Origin of the sequence: Lactiplantibacillus modestisalitolerans, assembly GCF_005405425.1 — a bacterium.
GTDB lineage: Bacteria > Bacillota > Bacilli > Lactobacillales > Lactobacillaceae > Lactiplantibacillus > Lactiplantibacillus modestisalitolerans.
This window is the reverse complement of sequence record NZ_BJEA01000020.1, coordinates 18,187-38,304: the sequence shown is the minus strand read 5'-3', so window position 1 is coordinate 38,304 and position 20,118 is coordinate 18,187. Positions and strand designations below refer to the sequence as shown.

Annotated in this window: 18 protein-coding genes; 10 read left to right on the top strand and 8 right to left on the bottom strand. The window is 48.7% G+C overall.

Going from position 1 to position 20,118, the window contains the following annotated elements:
* Nucleotides 1-2 precede the first annotated feature (2 nt).
* Both FFM79_RS11190 and FFM79_RS11185 read right to left on the bottom strand, forming a co-directional pair.
* Nucleotides 3-1,532, bottom strand: coding sequence for a Ppx/GppA phosphatase family protein (locus FFM79_RS11190; RefSeq protein ID WP_137643567.1), 1,530 nt, complete (start codon nucleotides 1,530-1,532; stop codon nucleotides 3-5).
* A gap of 209 nt (nucleotides 1,533-1,741) precedes the next feature.
* On the bottom strand, nucleotides 1,742-2,551 hold the full coding sequence (locus FFM79_RS11185) for a LicD family protein (protein ID WP_137643566.1): 810 nt from the start codon (nucleotides 2,549-2,551) through the stop codon (nucleotides 1,742-1,744).
* A gap of 167 nt (nucleotides 2,552-2,718) precedes the next feature.
* Between FFM79_RS11185 and FFM79_RS11180 the strand changes: the two genes are divergently transcribed.
* Nucleotides 2,719-3,192 carry a MarR family winged helix-turn-helix transcriptional regulator gene (locus FFM79_RS11180; RefSeq protein ID WP_137643565.1) on the top strand — a complete coding sequence of 158 codons (474 nt, stop codon included), beginning with the start codon at nucleotides 2,719-2,721 and terminating at the stop codon, nucleotides 3,190-3,192.
* Nucleotides 3,193-3,362: 170 nt separating this feature from the next.
* Here FFM79_RS11180 and FFM79_RS11175 read toward each other — a convergent pair whose 3' ends face one another.
* Nucleotides 3,363-3,527 (bottom strand): hypothetical protein, encoded by a 165-nt coding sequence (locus tag FFM79_RS11175; RefSeq protein WP_137643564.1) that lies wholly within the window; start codon nucleotides 3,525-3,527, stop codon nucleotides 3,363-3,365.
* A 214-nt stretch (nucleotides 3,528-3,741) separates the two neighbouring features.
* On the opposite strand from FFM79_RS11175, the gene FFM79_RS11170 reads away from it, so the two are divergent.
* Complete coding sequence (locus FFM79_RS11170) at nucleotides 3,742-5,049, top strand: NCS2 family permease (protein WP_137643563.1); 1,308 nt, start codon at nucleotides 3,742-3,744, stop codon at nucleotides 5,047-5,049.
* A gap of 186 nt (nucleotides 5,050-5,235) precedes the next feature.
* Here the strand turns inward: FFM79_RS11170 and FFM79_RS11165 are convergent, their stop codons facing one another.
* Nucleotides 5,236-6,141, bottom strand: a complete 906-nt coding sequence (locus FFM79_RS11165; RefSeq protein WP_137643562.1) for a proline-specific peptidase family protein — start codon at nucleotides 6,139-6,141, stop codon at nucleotides 5,236-5,238.
* Nucleotides 6,142-6,507: 366 nt separating this feature from the next.
* Here FFM79_RS11165 and FFM79_RS11160 point away from each other — a divergent pair, with 366 nt between their 5' ends.
* Both FFM79_RS11160 and FFM79_RS11155 read left to right on the top strand, forming a co-directional pair.
* Complete coding sequence (locus FFM79_RS11160) at nucleotides 6,508-7,497, top strand: biotin--[acetyl-CoA-carboxylase] ligase (protein WP_137643561.1); 990 nt, start codon at nucleotides 6,508-6,510, stop codon at nucleotides 7,495-7,497.
* A gap of 418 nt (nucleotides 7,498-7,915) precedes the next feature.
* Nucleotides 7,916-9,898 (top strand): acyltransferase family protein, encoded by a 1,983-nt coding sequence (locus FFM79_RS11155; protein WP_137643560.1) that lies wholly within the window; start codon nucleotides 7,916-7,918, stop codon nucleotides 9,896-9,898.
* A gap of 906 nt (nucleotides 9,899-10,804) precedes the next feature.
* Here the strand turns inward: FFM79_RS11155 and FFM79_RS11150 are convergent.
* Entirely contained in the window at nucleotides 10,805-13,240 is a 2,436-nt protein-coding gene (locus FFM79_RS11150; protein ID WP_137643559.1) for a Xaa-Pro dipeptidyl-peptidase, read from the bottom strand.
* A gap of 130 nt (nucleotides 13,241-13,370) precedes the next feature.
* Between FFM79_RS11150 and FFM79_RS11145 the strand changes: the two genes are divergently transcribed.
* Nucleotides 13,371-13,778 carry an OsmC family protein gene (locus FFM79_RS11145; RefSeq protein ID WP_225424446.1) on the top strand — a complete coding sequence of 136 codons (408 nt, stop codon included), beginning with the start codon at nucleotides 13,371-13,373 and terminating at the stop codon, nucleotides 13,776-13,778.
* 177 nt (nucleotides 13,779-13,955) lie between these two features.
* Here the strand turns inward: FFM79_RS11145 and FFM79_RS11140 are convergent, their stop codons facing one another.
* Nucleotides 13,956-14,270, bottom strand: a complete 315-nt coding sequence (locus FFM79_RS11140) for a transposase (protein ID WP_137643557.1) — start codon at nucleotides 14,268-14,270, stop codon at nucleotides 13,956-13,958.
* 495 nt (nucleotides 14,271-14,765) lie between these two features.
* Nucleotides 14,766-16,157 (bottom strand): amino acid permease, encoded by a 1,392-nt coding sequence (locus tag FFM79_RS11135; RefSeq protein WP_137643556.1) that lies wholly within the window; start codon nucleotides 16,155-16,157, stop codon nucleotides 14,766-14,768.
* Between the two features lie 297 nt (nucleotides 16,158-16,454).
* On the opposite strand from FFM79_RS11135, the gene FFM79_RS11130 reads away from it, so the two are divergent.
* Nucleotides 16,455-17,309 carry a pyridoxamine kinase gene (locus FFM79_RS11130; RefSeq protein WP_225424445.1) on the top strand — a complete coding sequence of 285 codons (855 nt, stop codon included), beginning with the start codon at nucleotides 16,455-16,457 and terminating at the stop codon, nucleotides 17,307-17,309.
* 45 nt (nucleotides 17,310-17,354) lie between these two features.
* Nucleotides 17,355-17,768 carry a bis(5'-nucleosyl)-tetraphosphatase gene (locus FFM79_RS11125; RefSeq protein ID WP_137643555.1) on the top strand — a complete coding sequence of 138 codons (414 nt, stop codon included), beginning with the start codon at nucleotides 17,355-17,357 and terminating at the stop codon, nucleotides 17,766-17,768.
* Nucleotides 17,769-17,871: 103 nt separating this feature from the next.
* Here FFM79_RS11125 and FFM79_RS11120 read toward each other — a convergent pair whose 3' ends face one another.
* The gene (locus FFM79_RS11120; RefSeq protein ID WP_137643554.1) at nucleotides 17,872-18,021 is read right to left on the bottom strand and encodes a hypothetical protein; all 150 of its coding nucleotides are present in this window, start codon (nucleotides 18,019-18,021) and stop codon (nucleotides 17,872-17,874) included.
* Between the two features lie 150 nt (nucleotides 18,022-18,171).
* Here FFM79_RS11120 and FFM79_RS11115 point away from each other — a divergent pair, with 150 nt between their 5' ends.
* The 3 genes from FFM79_RS11115 (at nucleotide 18,172) to FFM79_RS11105 (ending at nucleotide 20,117) form a co-directional block, all read left to right on the top strand.
* Complete coding sequence (locus FFM79_RS11115) at nucleotides 18,172-18,750, top strand: guanylate kinase (RefSeq protein WP_137643553.1); 579 nt, start codon at nucleotides 18,172-18,174, stop codon at nucleotides 18,748-18,750.
* An 89-nt stretch (nucleotides 18,751-18,839) separates the two neighbouring features.
* A complete protein-coding gene (locus tag FFM79_RS11110) occupies nucleotides 18,840-19,286 on the top strand; it encodes a Fur family transcriptional regulator (protein WP_137643552.1) in 447 nt (148 codons plus the stop codon).
* Nucleotides 19,287-19,604: 318 nt separating this feature from the next.
* Nucleotides 19,605-20,117 (top strand): hypothetical protein, encoded by a 513-nt coding sequence (locus FFM79_RS11105; protein WP_137643551.1) that lies wholly within the window; start codon nucleotides 19,605-19,607, stop codon nucleotides 20,115-20,117.
* Nucleotide 20,118 lies beyond the last annotated feature (1 nt).

Below are 20,118 nucleotides of genomic sequence, written 5' to 3'. Positions count from 1 at the left end.
TGTTAACGAACCCCCCGTAATTTAATCACTGGCATTAATCCAAAGACTTCTTTAAAGAACTTTGCTTTTTGGGCAAAAACCCAGTTTTCCAAGAATAGGTCGTCGTGCGCAAAGCAGGTGATAATCACCCGTGGATTGCGAATCGAAACCGAAATTTTATCAATTTTTTGTTTACGGCCGTCGTCGAGGGCGTCGGCAATTCGCAAAATTGCAGATAGTTTTGAGACCAGTAAGCGTTGCTCAAGTTGGAGGTGCTCGAAATGCTTCAGATCCTTCGACGGCGTTTGCGCACTGTGGTAACGCGATACGAGGGCGATAATTTCCTTCTCGTCGTCGGTTAGGCCGGTCAATTCCGTTGCCCGTAAAATGTAGTCGGAGTGCATGTAGTGTTGATGCGGATCGATGTAGCTGCCGACGTCGTGGACGATCGACGCCACTTGTAGCAATAACCGCTCGCGTTTACCGAGTTGGTGCAGGGGCTTAAGTTGGTCGAACAAGTGCAGGGCGAACTTGGTTACCAGTTCGCGGTGTTTAGGTTCGACGTGGTAGCGGTCGGCGATATTTTTGGCGGCGGTAACGATTTGGTTGTTAAAGTTATAGCGTTTATAACCGAGTTTAATGGCTTCTTGAATAATCAGGCCGTCCAAAACGGTGACGTTCGTGAGCCAAATTGACTGGGCGTGTGTCAATTGTAATAGTTCGTTGATGAGTAGTAGTTCGGGGACGATCAGGCGAACGTCGGCCTCGTCCACTTGGTATTTTTCCATCAAGTATTGATCGGAGGCGTCGATGACGTCGTCGTATAGCGCTTTGAAATCGGCCGAACTGAGTTCTTCGCCGCCGGCTTTGGTTTGCTGCTGGGTGAAAAGGGTCGCGAAAGGCGCAACCCCCAGCATGACCACGTTACTTGGTTGGTCACGCCGGCCCGGTAAGAACCGACCGAAATCAGTAATTTGGCTGGAAATGTAGTCGTCAAGGACTTCGACGTAGTTGGGTACGCTGGATTGGAGGTCTTCCAGTACCTCTGAAATTCGAACGGGTCCAAGCCGCAAACTGCGGGAAAAGACGAAGTTGCTTTGATCGTAGTGCGAAATACCGACGCTGCCGGAATTGATTCCCAGTAAGTAGGTCGGTTTAGTGATCATCTGTTTAAACTTCGGGAAATGCACCGCAACGGCAACGGACCGTAAGTAGGTTTCTTGGCTACTTGATAACCAGTCAATCGTTAGGCCGGTCCGAACCCGAAGCTGGTCTTGAATGTAGTCCGCGTTGTTGGCGGATGAAAGCGACCGGGAGCCCCATAAGTGGTAATCTTGGACGCCGTAATCATTCATGATTTGGATAAAACCGGTCAGGGCTTGTGCCGCCTCTTCAACGGAATCGTAATCAATGGTGTGCTGGTCGTAGATGTCTTCCCCCAAGGAGACGTCCGACCGGACCCGTTCCACCTGTTTTAACGTTCGTAAATTAACAATCGATAACTCGATACTTTGAACGTTGATCATCATAATACCAAATAATTTTGCTGCCATTTGAATCCTCCATTTAATAAAATCCCCATAAGAGCCGTTAGTGTCGTGGTTTAACACTAATATTTTGCTTAATTTTACCATAAGTTGAACGCCGGATAAATTCGGAAACCATGAGAATTTAAAGGTCAAAGATCCGCGTTAAAGTCCGGCAGATTCGACCAAACGTACCGTTGCCGGGCTTGCGCTTCGGCGTCCTTTTACCATGATAATTATAAGATTTCGTGATTATTAATAATTAGTTTGTTCAGATGCTTTTCTACCCGTTGATCGGCCGGGGGCCACTGCATATAATCCCCGTACATTCGCGTTAAAATCGCGTCATAGGCGGCAGGGACTTGGACGGTTAGGTTTTCGAACGGAACCGTTGTAAAGTGGGTTAATTCGTGGTCGGAACAAATTTCACGCTCGTAATCGTACTGGGAGGCTAAGTTTTTATAAGTGCGGGAGTCGGACTGTTCGTACAACCGCATGTACCCCTCCCTTTCCCGCTTGTGACGATTAACTTCAGCTAACTGTTCAGCCGTGCGGTTTGGCCGTAAATTACGGAGGGGCGTCTTAACAAAGCGGTAGTTGAGTTTGAGTAGAATGGCGGCGTCCTCCAGTTTGTAGTGCATCATTTGCGTACGGCGAAGGTGTTCGTCAGCCGGAATTTTATCAAACGGGAAGATGTCCACGAAGACCCCCTTGAAGGCGTTGTTCACGTTATTCTTCTCTTCGATGTAGGTATGCGCGTCCAGCAGCTTCATGTAGCTGAGCCCGTAGTCGGGGTCACTTGCGGCGGTTTGTAAGAAAAATTGGTCGGGATCAAGGTGGCGGTTGGCGACGGTGATAAAGCGTTCGTATTCGGAACGGCGCATTCCGATGTCGATGTCATCGTCCCAGGGGATGAATCCCCGGTGACGGATGGCCCCGAGTAACGAGCCGCCAATCAAAAAGTAGTCGATCTGTTCGGCCTGACAAATTGAAATAACGGTTTCAAGTAGGCGTAGTTCGACGCGGTGTAGTGCGGTCAATGGCATGTGGGTTCCTCCTTATATAACTACTATTAATGATACACGCTTCACGGGCGAAATGTTAGGCAGGATGCCTTACAAAGGAAAAATCTGGAATACGCTGGGTGAATTCATGCAAATTAGTTAAAGGCGTGTTATATTTTAACAAAAGGGAATGAAGTGATGGTGATCTCATGGATAATGTCGAATTGGGAAAATTATTAAATAATTATTTTGAGGCTTATCAAGATACGACGAAAATTATGATGGATCTCGTTGCTCGTCCGCTCAGTCAAACTAAACTTTCATTTGAGCAGTTTTTAATTTTACGCCGAATTGCCACGTCCGACCGGGTAACTTTGAACGATATTGCGGTTCAACGCCAAGTGACGCGGAGTGCGATTTCACGGCAGGTTAAAGCGTTGTTGGCGCAGCACTACGTTTTCCAAGTACCCGATCCACAAGATCGACGGCGCTTATACCTCCATTTAACGGAGCGCGGACAACAGGTGGAAGTGATGGTCAACCGGGCGATTACGAGCCATTTTGAACAGTGGGTCAGTCGATTGGGGGCCGACCAAATTGATCAAGTCTTAAAGATGATGGAACTTTTCAGTCAGCAAGTCATTCAGATTAGTGAACCCGATGCGCATACCGCGGAAGGGTAAAGGAAAAGCGCCTAAGTGAGCTCGGTTTTAGCGTAATGGCGCAGATAACAGGTTTTTATTGAATAGCATTTAGAGCCATAAAATAGGCTATGACGCGCGTCATAGCCTATTTTGTAGTGAGTTGAGTACAATCCGAACAATTACGGGTAATATTGCCCCAGTAGGACGTACTAATGGTGCTTAAAGAAATTACAATAAACGCCTTCACAAGCTTCCAAAAACATTCCGATTGCCATGATGTACATGGCGACCATGTTATTCATCGTAAAGACGAAGTATAGCAGGCTGGCATACAACAATAAGAAGAAAATTGCACTAACTTTTGAATTTGCCATTTTGAGCGCCTCCTTTAAAATGGTCCGTACATGCTTATTTTACCGCTGATTGCAATGCTTTTAAAATAGAAGAAAATTGATTCCTGAATTAAATAGTGTTCGGATATTGCTTTTGTTTAAGAACGATGATAAGCTTAATAGTGTTCTTGAGGAATCAAAACACGAACGTTTACAATTGTGCTATTTCAATTATTTCAAACATTTGGAGGGAATCATGAATAAAATAGCGAGCTATTTTAATTTCAATGAGTTACAAACGTCAATGCGGACCGAGGTGTTGGCTGGTTTAACGACCTTCGTGTCAATGGCGTACATTCTGTTTGTTAACCCAACCGTTCTGGGTGCTTCCGGAATGGATAAGGGGGCCGTCTTTACGGCAACCGCCTTAGCTTCTGCTTTAGGGTGTTTGTTGATGGGCTTGTTAGCGAAGTACCCAATTGCAATCGCCCCCGGGTTAGGGGTTAACGCCTTCTTTACTTACTCCGTGGTTATCGGAATGGGCGTTAAGTGGCAAACGGCTTTGGCCGGCGTGTTCGTTGCCGGGGTCATTTTCATGTTAATCACGATCTTTAAGTTACGTGAAATGATTATCGACGCGATTCCACGTGACATGAAACTGGCAATTTCCGCTGGGATTGGTTTTTTCATCGCCTTTATCGGTTTACACGGTGGGGGCTTGATCGTGGCTAACAAGTCAACGGTCGTAGGCCTTGGGTCCTTAACGGTTGGGACCACTTGGTTAACCATTTTTGGGTTGATTGTTACGTTGGTTCTCATGAGTCGCAAGGTTCCGGGGGGGATTTTCATCGGGATGGTGCTGACGTCCATCTTGGGGTTGGCTACCGGATTGATTAAGATGCCAGCGACGATTGTTTCCGCTGCACCTTCATTGAAGCCAACTTTTGGGGTTGCGTTATTCCATCTTAGTGACATTAATTCCTTACAATTGATTATCGTCGTGTTAACGTTCCTCTTAGTGACGTTCTTTGACACTGCCGGGACGTTAGTTGGGTTAGCTGAACAAGCCGGCTTTATGAAAAACAACCGGATGCCACGGGTTGGGCAAGCTTTGATGGCCGACTCGACTTCCATGTTAGTCGGGTCCGTTCTCGGGACGTCGCCAACTTCCGCTTACGTGGAATCATCCGCCGGGATCGCCGTCGGGGGCCGTTCCGGGATGAGTGCGGTTGTAACCGGGATTTTATTCCTGCTAGGGTTATTCTTCTCGCCACTGTTGAACGTGGTTACGAGCCAAGTGACGGCGCCCGCCCTGATTATCGTTGGGGTGTTGATGGCCGAATCACTGAAGCAAATTAACTGGGAACGCTTTGAAATTGCCGTTCCGGCTTTTTTAACCGTTATTGGGATGCCGTTAACTTACAGTATTTCTGACGGGATTGCACTTGGATTCATCGCTTACGTCATTACGATGGTTTCCACGAAGCACGCGAAGGAAGTTCACCCGTTAATGTACGTGCTCTTCTTTATCTTCTTGATTTATCTCTGGATATTAAACGTTTAAATGCGAAAAACCGGTGGCCCGCGGGGGCGACCGGTTTTTTTAACTTAAAATTTCAAGTTAGGTGATAATTAATTTTGACTAATGAGTCGGCCCAGTGCTTGGGGTGGTGCCGCATAGTTAATAGCCGAAACGTGAGCGGGTGCCCAAAGTCGGTTAGCTGACTTTGGGCACCCGCTCACTCTAAATCTATTTATTAAAACTGTCGTTTTCAACGTCCTTAATGAACTGCTTCAAGTGGTCGAAGTAGACCGGCGCGTTGTCAATCATGTGGTGGTGCCCACCGTTTGGCGTGGTGACCAGCCGTGAATTAGGAATGTCGCGGGCCATCCGCCGAGCAGAATCAAGCGGCATCGTTTCGTGTTCACCGAAAGTTAATAGGGTCGGAACCTTGATGTTATGGATCTGATCACGAACGTCCCATTCCTTCAGCTTCCCGGTGATAACGAATTCGTTGTCACCTTGGAAGGCGTTATAAACGGGTTTAGCGGTTGTATCGATCAGGTGCCGGATGGAGGTCGGTTGCTTGCGGTCCACGTAGCCAGCGTTTAAAACGTCAACGTACTTTTGGTACTGTGGATCGTCCCAATTGCCGTCCGCTTCCTTTTGCTTCATGTAGGCCACGGCGTCTGCGGGGAGGGCGTCTTCGCGAACTTTATTAACGTGGGCCACGTACTCTTCGATGTTGTCGACCATGCTAGAAATAATGGCACCCTTTAAGTGTTGGCCGTATTTCAAGGCGTACATCATGGTTAAGGCGCCGCCCCATGACTGGCCAATCAAGTAGAAGTTGTCCAGGCCGAGTTTTTGGCGCACTTCTTCAACTTCGTCCAGGAAGTAGTCGTAGGAGAGGTACTTCTTGGCGATTTCGGGATCGGAGTAGTCGGGTTGGTCGGAGTACCACGAACCGAGTTGGTCGTACATGGTGACCTGAACACCTAAGTCTGCGAGTTCTTCGCCGAAGTTTTCCCAGTATTCGTGGTTGCCGCCAGGGCCCCCGTGTAAACAAAGTAAATGGATGTCGCCTTCACCTTGTGTATTGGTCCAGAGATGGTAGCCGTTATCCAAGGTGATAATCGTCGTTCCTTGTTTCATGTGCTCACCTAATTTCTAAATAGTTTCTTCAATATTACCACTGTTAATATCTGCGGGCAAAAAAGCGCGTAACCGCCAGCTTGAAATTGATAGATAACAAGATGATTGCACGCAATTATTTTGACGGCTAGTCAATTATAGGGTGACAGTTTAAACTAAATTAGTTTCGTTTAATAGGTGAGTAAACTAACCGTCAACCCCGAGTTTACCGGAATTGGTATGGGTTGACAGTGGTGGGCGTTTTTGAAAAAATGAATAAATTGATTAATCACTTAAATTGTAATATTACAAATGTTGCAGAAATATTGCGATTAGTTAACCAATATGAAATAATGGGTTAACTAATGATAAATAGGTGAATTTTACATGGCAAATCAGTCCGAAGTTTTACGATTATTAATGCAAACCGCGCCTGAATATTGTTCGGGTGATTGGCTAGCGACCCAATTAGGGATTAGTCGCACGGCTATTTGGAAATTGATCCAAAATTTACAGCAACAGGGTTATTCAATCGAAAGCCGGCACGCTAAGGGCTATCGCTACGTTGCGAATAATCAACTAAGCGCACCGGTAATTGAGGCCGGTTTAAAGACCGCGCCGCCGTTTGAGTTGATCGTGTTACCAACGGTCGATTCAACGAACGCCTACCTTAGAAGACTGGTTACCCAGCGGACATTATCTAAGCCGGTGGTGGTCATTGCGGATACCCAAACGGCGGGTTACGGTCGTTCTGGTCGGCAATTTTATTCGCCTAGGCAGACCGGGCTGTATTTGAGCATTGCGCTCCCCGTTGATCCTAACCAGCCGTTAGACGCCGGTTTATTGACGACCGGTACGGCGGTGGCGGTCGCTAAGGCGCTGCGGCGTTTGTTTGCGGTTGATATTCAATTGAAATGGGTCAACGACGTTCTGGTTAATCAGCGCAAGGTCGTGGGAATTTTGTCGGAAGGGGTGACGAACCTCGAAACCCGCCACGTCTCAACGGTCATCGTTGGGATTGGAATTAATTTATCTACGACCGCTTTTCCGCCGGAATTGACACATAAGGCGGGCGCGCTTTTAACGAGTCCGAGCACGATTACGCGTAACCGGGTCGCCAGTGAGCTCTTGGAGACCTTTTTTGCGGGTTACCCGATGTACCAAACGGGCGCGTTTTTACCGGAATACCGCCGGTTATCAATGGTGATTGGTCAGCAGGTGGCCTTAAAGAGTGGTCAGCAGACCTTTACCGGTAAGGTGCTGGATATTGATGCCCATGGGGCGTTAGTCGTCGCGCTTGCTAACGGTGAGCAACGGCACTTTAGTTCTGGTGAAATTATCAAGGTGAATTTATTAACTGGTGACTATCACGGTTAATTGGGCATTAATGGGATAGAATTGGTTGGTTAGGTTTATCGGAGTTTACCGATAATCAATGGGGCTGTTTTTAAAATTGAATTGTAAGTGGTCTTGATAAGCTGAATCAACGAACTCGACCGACGTCCAATACGGAGGTCGGCGGGTGAATGACCAGGTTGGTCATTCTTGATATTAAAATAATTATCACTGATTGCCGGGCAAGCTACGGACTGAACGACTGATTAATGAAAAGTAGTCGGTTATTTTTCGAAGTCGTTTTCATGTTCAAATCGTTTGTCGGCGTGGATAATGGAAGCCTAACGATGGGTGGCAATCAGTGCGGCGGGAACGGCTTTGAGCGGCGGTCAGCATTGGCCGCATCGAAGTGTCAGTTCAAAAGACACCAAAGAGTAACAATTCAAGGGGTAATTACAAAATGAATGAAAATATGCGAAGCGTTAATATGAGCCGAACGATGAGCCGGATGAATCGCCATCCGATGCACCCACGTCGCTATATTACCGGTTTTGATGGCATCCGAACGTTAGCGGTTCTCGGGGTTATCATTTATCATTTAATGCCAGCGTCACTCCAAGGTGGTTACTTAGGAGTACCAATCTTTTTCGTTGTTTCGGGATACTTAATTACGGATATTTTATTGCAAGATTGGTTTGGACGTGGTCGAATCCGGATCTTACGGTTTTATGGACACCGGATGCGCCGGTTATACCCGGCGTTTGTGGCAATGTTACTAGGAACAACGGCGTATATCACGCTGTTTCAACGTTCGTTACTGACCAATATTCGAGCAACGGTCATGACGAATTTAGTCTATGTTTATAATTGGTTTGAAATTAACCATGGTCAAAGCTATTTTGACCGCTTTAACGGTGAATCACCGTTTACGCACTTGTGGTCACTGTCGATTGAAGGGCAGTATTACTTATTCTGGCCCCTAATTTTAGTGTTGCTGATGCTGATTTTCAAGCGGCGTTCGCGCGTCTTTTGGTTTATGATGGGCGCCGCGCTCGTCTCAGCCATCGGGATGGCCGTCCTGTATAATCCGGAAAATACAAACCGGGTCTATTATGGGACCGACACCCGGATGTTTGCGATTTTAATCGGCTCGGGCTTGGCCTTTATTTGGCCGTCCCGGGAACTATCACCGCACATTGACCGGGGTAATCAGATGACGCTCGACCTACTGGGGGGCGCGTCTTTAGTTGGTTTAATCTGGATGTTCTTTAAAATGTCCGGAACCGCAGCTTCGACTTATCGCGGTGGGATGCTGCTATTTACCATCTTATCGGCGATCCTCGTCGCAACCGTTGCGCACCCGGGGAGCCACTTGAACCGCTTGCTGACGAATCCGGTGTTTACGTACATCGGGCAGCGGAGTTACGGGATTTATTTATACCAATTCCCCGTGATGATTTTTTATGAAAACAAAGTTAATAATATTGGTAATCATCCGTTCGTGCACGCGCTGATTGAAGTGGCGTTAATTATGCTGGTTACTGAATTAAGTTATCGCTTCATCGAAGAACCAATGCGGCATTACGATTATAGCCGGCTGTGGAGCGACTTCCGGGAGTTTATCCGGGCACCGCGCTTTACGCGGCCAACGGCGATTATGAGCGGGGTGACGGCCCTCTTATTCCTGATTACGGCGGTCGGTTTTATGCAACAGCCAAGTCAATCGTCTGCCAGCGAAAAGAGTGATTTGCAAAAGAAAATCACGAAAAACTCGCAGGACGCTAAGAAGAAGAACGAAGCGGCCCTTAAGCGGCAAAAAGAAGCCGCGAAGGCGCGTTCGGCATCTAAGCAGGTTGCCACTGAGAAGTTGAAGACGAAGGCGGCGGAAGCTAAGCTGTCGGACAAGCAGAAGGCGGTCATGAAGAAGTACGACATGAAGCCGCAAGTGGTTCTTGCAATGGGGCAAACCGACTTAACCGCCATCGGTGATTCGGTGTTGCTAGATGTTTCCCCGGATTTACAGGAAGTTATTCCGGGAACGGTCGTGCAGGGAAAGGTCGGCCGGCAAATTGCCGAAGTTCCTGGCATTATCAGTAGTTTGAAGTCGCAGGGACAACTGGCCCATAACGTCCTGTTAAACATCGGGACGAACGGTGCGATTCCAAGTTCATTGGCGGATCAAGTGGTTGACTTGATTGGTAAGGACCACCAGATCTTTTGGGTAACGGCCCACGTGCCAACCCAGAGCTGGCAAAATCAAGTTAACACGCAGATTCAAAAGACGGCGGATAAGTACGATAACGTTCACGTTGTTGATTGGCACGGTTTATCTGAGAACCAAACGGATTGGTTTGCAGCGGATAACGTGCACCCGAACCCTAAAGGGAACCGCGAACTCACCCGTTTAGTGGCGGACCGGATCGCGGCGGTCAATAATCAATAGAATCAAAAAGGCACCGACGCGCACACAATTCGTGTGTGCGTCGGTGCCTTTTGGTTTTTAGGCGTTGTCTCAATTGGGGTTGAGCTTGCCGCCAGCAGCGGGGATAACCGGTTGGCTGGAACACTGCGGGCATCGATTTGAGCTCACTCAGCAAACCACTGAGCAATCTCAAATTTGAGCCTTATTCTAAGCCGGAAGCAGCCCACTTCCGGCTAAGAATAATTTCGCAGTTGAGCCATGGTTATCCCCGCTACTGGCTAGGCTAGCTTTAACATTGAATACCGTGGCTGACTATAATTAGTTAGATTTGATACAGACGGTTATACGGAGTGCTTACTAATTAAGAATAACTCGCACGATTATTTTTAGCAGATTGACACCGCATATTATTACAGATTATAAAAAAGCCTTATCCCCAACAGGATAAGGTCGTAGTAGTGGCTTGCATGCATAAGACGGTCAAATGGCTGTTAAGCATGGTAAATATCAACCAAGGGTCTGGTTACTCATACCACGGACTCGCGGTTCAATCAGGTCCATACCTTATAATTTAATCTTAGCAGTCTCCCACTGATTGATCTTCGCAATTTCAATCAGTGGGAGACTCTGTTTAGTTGATGCTCATTTAGCCGTGAGGGCGGTCCTAAAGTGGCTCAGTGGTGTCGTTTGCGTTAGTCGGGGTTGTTTCCCGACTTACCCAAAGACCGAGCTTTAAGACAAGTGGGTTGCTTGGCTTAAAGTCGTGTCCACCACATTCCAGCCGCTTTAGGACCAACCGGTAAGGCGGCAAGTTTAACACTATCCACGCTTGTCTAATCGTAGGAAGAGACTGTGATTAGTCTGCCTATGAAAGTAAATTGGTCATTAGATAGCCTTGACTGGTGGCAATCTCAACACCCATTAAATTTAAAGTGACTTGACCGGAATGTGCAGCTGAATGTCGTTTAAGTTCAATGAGTATTGTAAGTCTTGATTGCCGCGGACGGTCATCTTCATGTCGGTGGCGTAAATGACGAGCCCGAGTTGGTGCCCCTGCAAGAGGTGGTGGAAAACGGGCTGTAAGTCGAGTTCAAAGTCGTAGAACTGGTTAGGCTGAATGGCTTCGGCGTGCCACGGATGGTGGCGGTTTTGCAAGTTTAAGTGACCCTTCGTAATCATCTTAAACGGAGTGGGCTTCGCTAACTTGAAGTCTTTCAAATCGTCTTCACGCCAATGGTAACCTAAATCAAGGGCCTTAGACGCAATCATTTGTGGGCTCACGGTTAGGCGTTGGGCCATGCCAAAGTCAACTAACATGAAGCTTAACATGCCGAAGTTCTGGTTAACCGCTACCGAACCCTTAATATGAGGTTGGCCGACGAGTAACTGGGCTTCCGGTGCTTGCCACGACTTGAAGAGTAAGCGGTGGTCGTAAAGCGGGCTGTCTTTGTGCTCGTTGAGGAGCTCGGTTTGCCACGCGTCTAGGTGTTGTTGATAATACTTAAATAACTTGTCCGGTAACTGGTCGGAGAAGTGGGCCGCTCGGTGATCAACGGGGTGGTCAGCGGGTACGAGTTCCTTATATTGAACCTTAAAGTCTAGGGCTCGTTTGGCATCTTGCCACCAGTTATCGAAGCCGTGCCAAGTTTGGGCTGCGGTGTTGTCCTGCACGAGGACGTTTGGTAGCAACGTTTTGGCGTGGTTGGCAACACCGTACAATTCGTGACTTAACCAGAGGTTCATCATGTCCGTATAGTCTAAGGACTGTAAGTTATTAATGTAAATATGTTGGCCTTGGTGCAAAATTAATTTTTTGGTTACGGGGACGTCCTGCAATTTATCCCACAGGTTGGCCACGTTGCGGGGCTTAACGTTCCAGTCGTTTAAACCGTGAACCATCACGATGTCCGCCTTGATTTTGTCAACGTTTTTCAGGTAGTTACGGGCGTCCCAGAACTGGTTATAGTTCCCGGTCGTCCGGTCCTGATCGTGAGTCAGTTCGGCGAGCTTAGCGTCAAATTTGGCTTGGATTCGGTGAGCATCACCGGCGCGCAGACTCCGGGAGAAGACCTCGGCGGCTAGGACGTCGGTATCTTCGCCTTGGAAAGTGTCCGGGGCCACAACTAGGCCGTTGTCCCGGTAGTAGTCGTACCAACTGGAGATGGCAGCCTCAGAAATGATCGTTTTGAGGCCGCTGACCCCGGTCGTTGCGGCGGCGGTCGCTAACGTTCCTAAGTATGAACGGCCGGTCATGGCGATGGAGCCGTTGCACCACCACGCTTCGATTGCCGTGTCGGCGTCGCGGTTAGTGAAGGCCGGCCGGTTGCCGGCTAACCACTCGATTACCGCAATCGTAGAGGCGGTTTCGGCGGTGTCCCCAGTGGTGGCAAGCCCGTCGGAGTCGACCGAGCCGATTCCAGCGGCGTAAACCACCGCAAAACCGCGGGCTAAAAAGTAGTCGTTGAGCGTGTAAGATTGCTCGCGACTGAAGGTTTCTTCCGCTTCGCGGGTCGTCTGGTTGATTGGCCGGGCGGCTGGAATTGGCGTTTCATCCGGTTTAGCGGCCACGTCGGCGAGCGTATTGTTATCCGGCGCCTTAGGGGGCAGTGGCACGTCGACGTTGTGCATCTGGGCGTCGCCGGCGTGGTCGTTGATCCCCTGATTGTACGGACTCGCCGTGTACAGAACGGGAACCTTGAGACCGGTCGCCGTTTCGGCCGGTCGTAGGATTTCCACTTTTAGTAGGTCGCGCTTACCGTCCTGGTCAGTATCCAGCGGTGCTTCCACGTAGACGACGTCACGAATGAGCGCATTGGTATCAAAAACGGCTTGCGCCTTACCGTTAAAGAACAACGGTTTTTGTTCGTTCGGTAATTGGTAAAAAGGAACGAAATAACCACGGGCCGTTAAGTTTTCAATGAGCGTTTGGCCGCGGTGCCCGCGGGTGTTTAACAGTAAGTACCACGCGTAGTAGAGGGATTCGCGGTCAAAAGCGCTATCCCCAACGAGTGGGAGGTGAATGGTGCGCATCGCGAGCAGCGGGTCGTGCAGGTCAAAGTCTTGACCGGGTAAGAAGCCTAGTAATTGCAGCCCAATATTGTAAAAGACCTGGTTGCTAACGACCGTGGCTTGCGCCAACCATTCGTTTAAGTCGAGGGTGGCGGTGGCCATTAAATTGGCAAAGCGGTGTTGGCGGCTACTAGCCGTGTGTACTTCGGGAAAGCTCTTGGCTAGTAGGGCTTGATAAATTTCCGGAACGGTCTTAAGGGCAGCCATTTCCGGCGTAATAAAATGAATCGTGCGTAGTTCCGCAATCGCGGCCTCGGAATCGGTCGGGACGATTGCAAATTGATTATTCTTCATGGCAAATTTCCTTCGTCTTTATTATTTGCTTAATATTATAACGCTTCCGCGGTAGCCGTAACTGACAGTTCGGCAAAATTGTGCTAATTTAGAGTTAAATTTACTAACTAAAAGTTTGGAGCTGATCACTTTGTCTGAATTTCCAATTTTGTACACCACCCAAGCCGTTAATGAAGATGGTTTAACGGGCCACGCCTACGTTCCTAACGGTTTAGATGTCCCAATTTCGGGGCCGTTAAGTCCCGCGAAAGGCGCTAACCCGGAACAGTTCATTGGTTTGGCACTAAGCACCTGTTTAAACGCAACCCTGGAAGCAATCGAAAAGGAGCATGATCAGCCCCATCAAAGTAAAGTGGTGACGACCGTTAAGATGTCACGCGACCGCTTTGGCTACCAATTTTTCCTTGATGCGGCCGTTACGATCCCAGAAGTCGATGCGGAAACCGGTCGGCACTGGATTGAGCTGGCAGAAACGCGTTGCCCGGTTGCCAAACTGCTTGGGGGTTCGGCCAACGTTAAGATTCATTTAACCGCGTAAGAGCGCAATAATGCCTACTAACTGGTCAGTAATCGGACTAGTTAGTGGGCATTATTTTTATCCAAGGGTTAGTTGAACGTCGGTTAAAAGCCAGCTGCCTTTTGGCAGGCGCTTCGGCGATTAATATTCGGAGATACAGCCTTGCCCCGCCTTAAAACCGAAGCTTAGTGATCGTAGTTAGTGCCGATGTTGCTGTAAAAACTGTTTAACGAGAACTGGTAAGGGTTTCGGGCAACAGTGGGTGTGGTCGTCAGTGTTGATTGGTTGTACTTTTTTTAAGTGCTTTAGCGCTTGGCGTTTTGTTTTCTCACGTTCAATCTTGAGTTGCTTATTGAGGGCCCGCGTCTTGTAGCAGCCATAAATGGCAACGGTGACGGGAATCATGTGCAGGGCGGTTAAAGTGGGTGCTAACCACGGGTTGGCTTTTAAAATACCAATGATTTCTTGATGATGTTCGTGAACGTCAGCTTGGATTTTTTGCGGTGTTAACATGAAAACACATCCTTTTTATATTAGTTTTTGCATTAAATTAGCTTCATTCTAACCTAAACTGTAATCGCTGTCATCTTTTGGGGCGGCTTGCGAATGCGGCAGTATTTTGAGTTGGCTGACTGAATTAAGTACTTAATCGGATTAATGAAGCTTCTTCTCAGATTAGGGCAGGGGTAGCGCCATAGTTACTGCTAAAATCAAGAAAAGACCACGTTAGCTGTTGGCAGTTTGCCGACGCTGACGTGGTCTGGTATTTTATTGAAACGTGCTCAGCCCGACCGGTATCTGTGCTTGCTACGCTAAGTCGCCATCGCCAAAACCGCGACAACGCCTTAGCTAGGCAATGCTCAATACCAACCCGTCGGTCTTCACACTCTAACGAAACGTGCTCGACCAAGCTGGTCCTGCGGTTAGCTACGAAAGAACCGCCATGCACAGTTCGCACAGCGGCCCTTTCTAGGCTAATCCTCAGACCAACCCGCTTGATCTCACACTCTAATCTTGATTCATCCTACTATGATGCACCCCGTAACCGAAGTAGATCAATAAACCGAGCACGAACCAAATCAACGAGGCCACCCACGTCTCCAACGACAACTGGGTCATCATGAAGACGCACAGCACCCCTGACACGATTGGCAGCACCGGATAAAACGGTACCCGGAACCCCTGAATCTTGTTCAACTTTGGATTGCGCCGCAATAATAAAATCCCGAAGGACACGAACGCAAAGGCAATCAAAGTCCCAATGTTCACCAAGTTTGCCAGCTGGCCCAACGGTACGAAGCCACCCAAAATTGAAATAACAATCGTCACGGTGACCATCGCGTGCTTCGGCGCGTGGTGGCGATCAATCTTACCTAAGAAACTTGGTAACAGCCCGTCACGGCCAATCGAGTACAGTAACCGCGAGCTACTATAAATCGTCGTGACCATCATCGTAAACATCCCCGCTAGCGCCCCTAAGGACACGATGCCGGCAACGAAGTTTTGGTGCACGAGTTGTAACGCGAAGGTAACCGCGTCGTCAACGTTTAATAATTTATACGAAACCATCCCGGTTAAAACGACTGAAACGAGAATGTAGAAGATCGTACAAATAACTAAGGTACCGATAATCCCAATCGGCATATTTTTCTTGGCGTTTTTAACTTCGGCCGCCGACGAGGAAACCGCGTCAAAGCCGAGGTAAGCGAAGAAAACGACCGCCGCACCGTGGAAGATTCCGGAAACACCGAACGGCGCAAACGGTGTCCAGTTAGTTGGCTTAACGTAAAAAGCACCAACCAATAAGAAAATCACAATAATGGCTAATTTCAAAACCACGATGATGTTATTCAAGCGGACCGAAGTCTTTAAACCTTCGTCAATGATCCAGGCAATTAAACAAACGATGATAATGGCAACCAGGTTAACGTAGGTGCCGTGCGCAGGATCAAACGACCCGGTGATGGCCTTCGGGAGCTTTAAGCCGAAACCGGCAATGAACGAGTTAAAGTAGGCTGCCCAGCCGACCGCCACCGCGGCAACTGCCAGGACGTACTCGAGGACCAGCGCCCAACCGATAATCCAACCAATCATTTCGCCGTAGACGATGTTGCCGTAGGAATATGCGGAACCGGCGACCGGAATCACCGATGCAAATTCGGCGTAACACATAGCCGCGACCGCGCAAACGATGGCCGCAATAATAAATGAAACAATGATGCCGGGACCGGCCTTAGTTGCGGCGACCGTGCCGGGCAAAATGAAAATCCCGGTTCCGATGACCGCCCCGATCCCGAGGGCAATCAGGTCGAACGCCGATAACGTCCGTTCAAACTGACTGTCCTTTTGTAAGTAGCGTTCCAAATTCTCTTTTTGGAAGATTCGCTGACGAATGCCCATAGATGAACCACCTTTTTAGTTATTATTAACAGGATGTTGTGATAATTCGACAAATGTCATGCCAATATGATAACGTCAACAAATATTAAAAGTCAATTAGAATCGGCTTTAATTGTTAAGAAATTACTCGTTTTAGTTCGTTCGCTAACCCCAGCATTTGGGAGAAATGGGTTACAGGCGCAGGTCCATCTGCTAGAATGGGATTAACTTTAAGCCGTCGGCCCGGTACTTGACCGGGATAATTGATCATAACCGGTGCGCAGTTGAAACGCAAGTGCGTTTTGGCGGGGTGCGGTTATGCGCCGTTTACATATTTTAAAGGGGGAATTAAATTTGTCATCAATCTTAGTGGCGGAGGACTTATCCGCAGTGGGCGGCATTTCGCTCAGCGCCGCCGTCCCCGTTTTGACCGCCTTGCAATACGACGTGGCGGCCTTGCCAACTAGTTTATTATCGACCCATACGAGTGGGTACGGCCGGCCAGCCGTAGTTGACCTGGCCGACTGGTTACCACGGGTCTTTCAGCATTGGACGCAGGCGCAACTGAACTTTGACGCTGCGTTGATTGGGTACGTTGGCTCAGTCGAACTGTGTCAGCAATTGACGACTTACTTGACCGAGCAACCGTTAGCACTCCTGGTAGTGGATCCGGTGCTTGGCGATTTAGGTGAGTTATATAGTGGCTTTGACCAGCACTACGTTGAAGCAATGCGGCAATTGATTAGGCACGCCGACGTGATTTTGCCAAACGTGACCGAGGCTAGTCTATTGACGGGGCGCCCGTACACGTCGCAGCCGGATCTGGCGGCCACGCTGCGGGCGTTAGCGACCTTGATGGGTCCCAAGGGGCACGCCGTTATTACGGATGCCGTGCAGGACGATCAAATTGGATGTGCCTGGCTAGATGAGACTGGTCAGGTAGCGTTTGTGGGCCAGCCCCGGTTACCCGGGCACTATAATGGGACTGGTGACGTGCTTGCTGCGGTGATTGCTGGCCTTTTAGGGCGCGGTTTTTCACTAACGCGGAGTTTGGAGCTTGCGAGTCAGTGGTTAAACTTAGCCGTTGCGGAAACTTTGGCCCAGCACCGGAGTGATCCGCGCCAAGGAATTGCGCTGGGGGCGCTTTTACGCGCAATTCTTACGGTCGATTAATGGTATACTTATTAATATGATGATTTATTCGAGGAGGAACGGTTCATGAGTACAGAAGTAGCCAGTGGGGCGGTCGTTTATCAGGAACGCGATGGTCAGCCCGCGTACTTATTGTTACAAAGTGCTACCAGTGATTTTTGGGGCTTTCCCAAGGGACACGTCGAGGGGCAGGAAACGTTGGTTGAAACTGCCAAGCGTGAAATTAAGGAAGAAACGCAGTTAGACGTCACCATCGACACTGGTTTTAAAACGGCCACCGCGTACGCGCTACCGAATGGCAACCGCAAGGAAGTCACGTTGTTTGTCAGCAAGGTTCCCAGCGGCGTAGCGGTAACGCGCCAAAAGGTCGAAATTAGTGCCGTTGGCTGGTTTGACTACGCGACGGCCCGGGAACGGTTAACGTACGATAATTTAAAGCAGATGCTCGATGAAGCAAACGCCTATATTTTGAAAAAATAGGACAAAAAAATTACTGGTTCCGGCTTCTGCGCGGTACCAGTAATTTTTAAACTAAGCGATCAAAATAGTAACAAATAGACCTTTGATGAGTTTTTTGCATGGATTAAGCCTGCGTTTTCAAGTTGGCAACGGCGTCTTCAATCGTAATACCCTCGGCGGATACTTCTGGATGTTGCTTGTCAGTTGCGACAAATAATTGACGCTGCGTGTCTAAAACGATGCTAAACCAGCTATTAGTTTTTTGAAATTGCATGTGACAAAACTCCCTTCTGAAAATTGTAAGGTCAACAAATGAAACGTTTTCATAAATTAACTTTACAGTTGTATTACTATACGCGTCTCCCCGTCAGAACACAACCGAAAAGTTTCAAACGCAATCAAAAATTAGGAGGATTAATTAACCATGGCGACCAAACGTATTTTTGTGATCACCGGTCCGACCGGCAGTGGGAAAACCACGGTTAGTCACTACTTAACGACGCACTACCAGATGCCCCAGGTCATTACTCACACCACGCGGGCACCGCGTGCTGGTGAAGTCAGCGGCCGGGATTATTATTTTGAAACGCCCGCTAGTTTTGCGACTAAACACTACTTAGAGCACGTGACCTACAGCGGTAATCAGTACGGCTCATCCCGTGAAGGACTGGCTGCCGCTTGGGAACAAGCCCCGTTGATCAGTATCGTCCTTGATACGGCTGGGGCGGTCACTTACGCCCGGGAGCTGGGTGAACAGGCTGTCATCATTTACTTAGAAGTTCCAAACGAACAGGCGTTAGTTGCGCGGCTAACGAAGCGCGGCGATCAGCCGACCCGAATCGAAAAGCGGGTGGCAAGTCACGAATATCGGCGGGATCAACAGTTACCGGCCGGGCTATCCGGGCACGCCCACGTGATTGTTAACGACGAGTGGGCGATGACGCAACGGGCACTTGACGCACTAGTTGCACAGTATCAGTCGGGCCCCAGCTCGGTCAAATAATTTTCTTTCTGGTAGTGATATGCTAAACTAAATAGTAATTATTATGATTTAGAATACCGGCTAACCGGTTGAAAGAAGGTTGAAGTCGCATGGAAACATCAGTTGAACAGGCGCTGACGATTTTACGGCGTAACCAGCTGAAGGTGACCAAGCAACGGCGCGCGTTGTTGGATTACTTAGTCACTTATCAAGACCACTACGTTGCGATTTCGGCGGTAGATGAGCACATGCGTAAGCTGTTTGCGGGCATGAGCCATAACACGATTTATCGTAACATCAAGGAATTTGAAACCCTCGGCTTGTTAGAGGAGAAGGCCCAGGCTAACCAGACGTTAGTCAAGTACCAGTGTGATTTTAAACATCAGCACCACCACCACTTTGTCTGTTCTAATTGCGGTAAGGTGATGGAATTACAGGCCTGTCCGCTCGATGAATTTGAGGCCCAGTTACCCGGATGCACGATTACCGGGCACCGGATCGAGTTTTACGGCCTGTGCGCCGACTGTACCCGTAAACGAGCGGCGAAAGCTGACTGAGAAGTCGGCTTTTTTTGTGGCTCAATTTCTGGGGGAAAAGCGGGTCGCAAAACGCAAGCCGCTAATAACGGGGACCGGCGATTGAAGCGCGGCGCCGGGATAATTGGTGGCGGTTGCGTGGTCGAATTGACTGGAAGTGCGGTATACTATTAGTACCAGCGTTAAGCGAGTCAACCGCGTTTTAGCCGGGGGCGTTTTTAGTTATTTTGAAGGATTAAAGACTTTCTTAATTTGGGCCCGCGGTCGTGCATTTTGATAGTTAGCGTGGTTTAATAATTGTTTGAAGAACTTAACGGCATGATGAAGGGAATGACATTGATGGCTTATCGGACACCACCATTTATTTCACCGTTTGCGATTGTTTCAATCGTCCTCGCACTCGGCGCAACGAACGTTGTGGTCAATAAAACGACCCACACCGTTAACGGGGCGAAGGCAACTAGTAGCCGGGTCGTCAGCTCATCTAGCAGTAGTGACAAGGATAATCAGTCCAGCAAAGATGATGATAGTAGTCACAAGCCGGATGCGGATGAATCCAGTTCGGATACGAGCAGTGACGACCAAAGTACGGATAACGATAATAGCAGTAGCACTACCACTGATGACAGTAGTTCGGCTTCTTCAACGAATACGACCGACAATGAGACCAGCGATGATAGCGATAGCACGAGTTCAACCACGGACAGTTCCAGTTCGGATACGACCGCGGATGATAGTAGTAGTGACAGCGATGCGGACACGGCTTCATCCACGACCGAATCGAGTTCTGCCACAACGACAACGACCCAGTCGGCCACCACGAATGACACGACGGATGATGGGGGCGAATAAG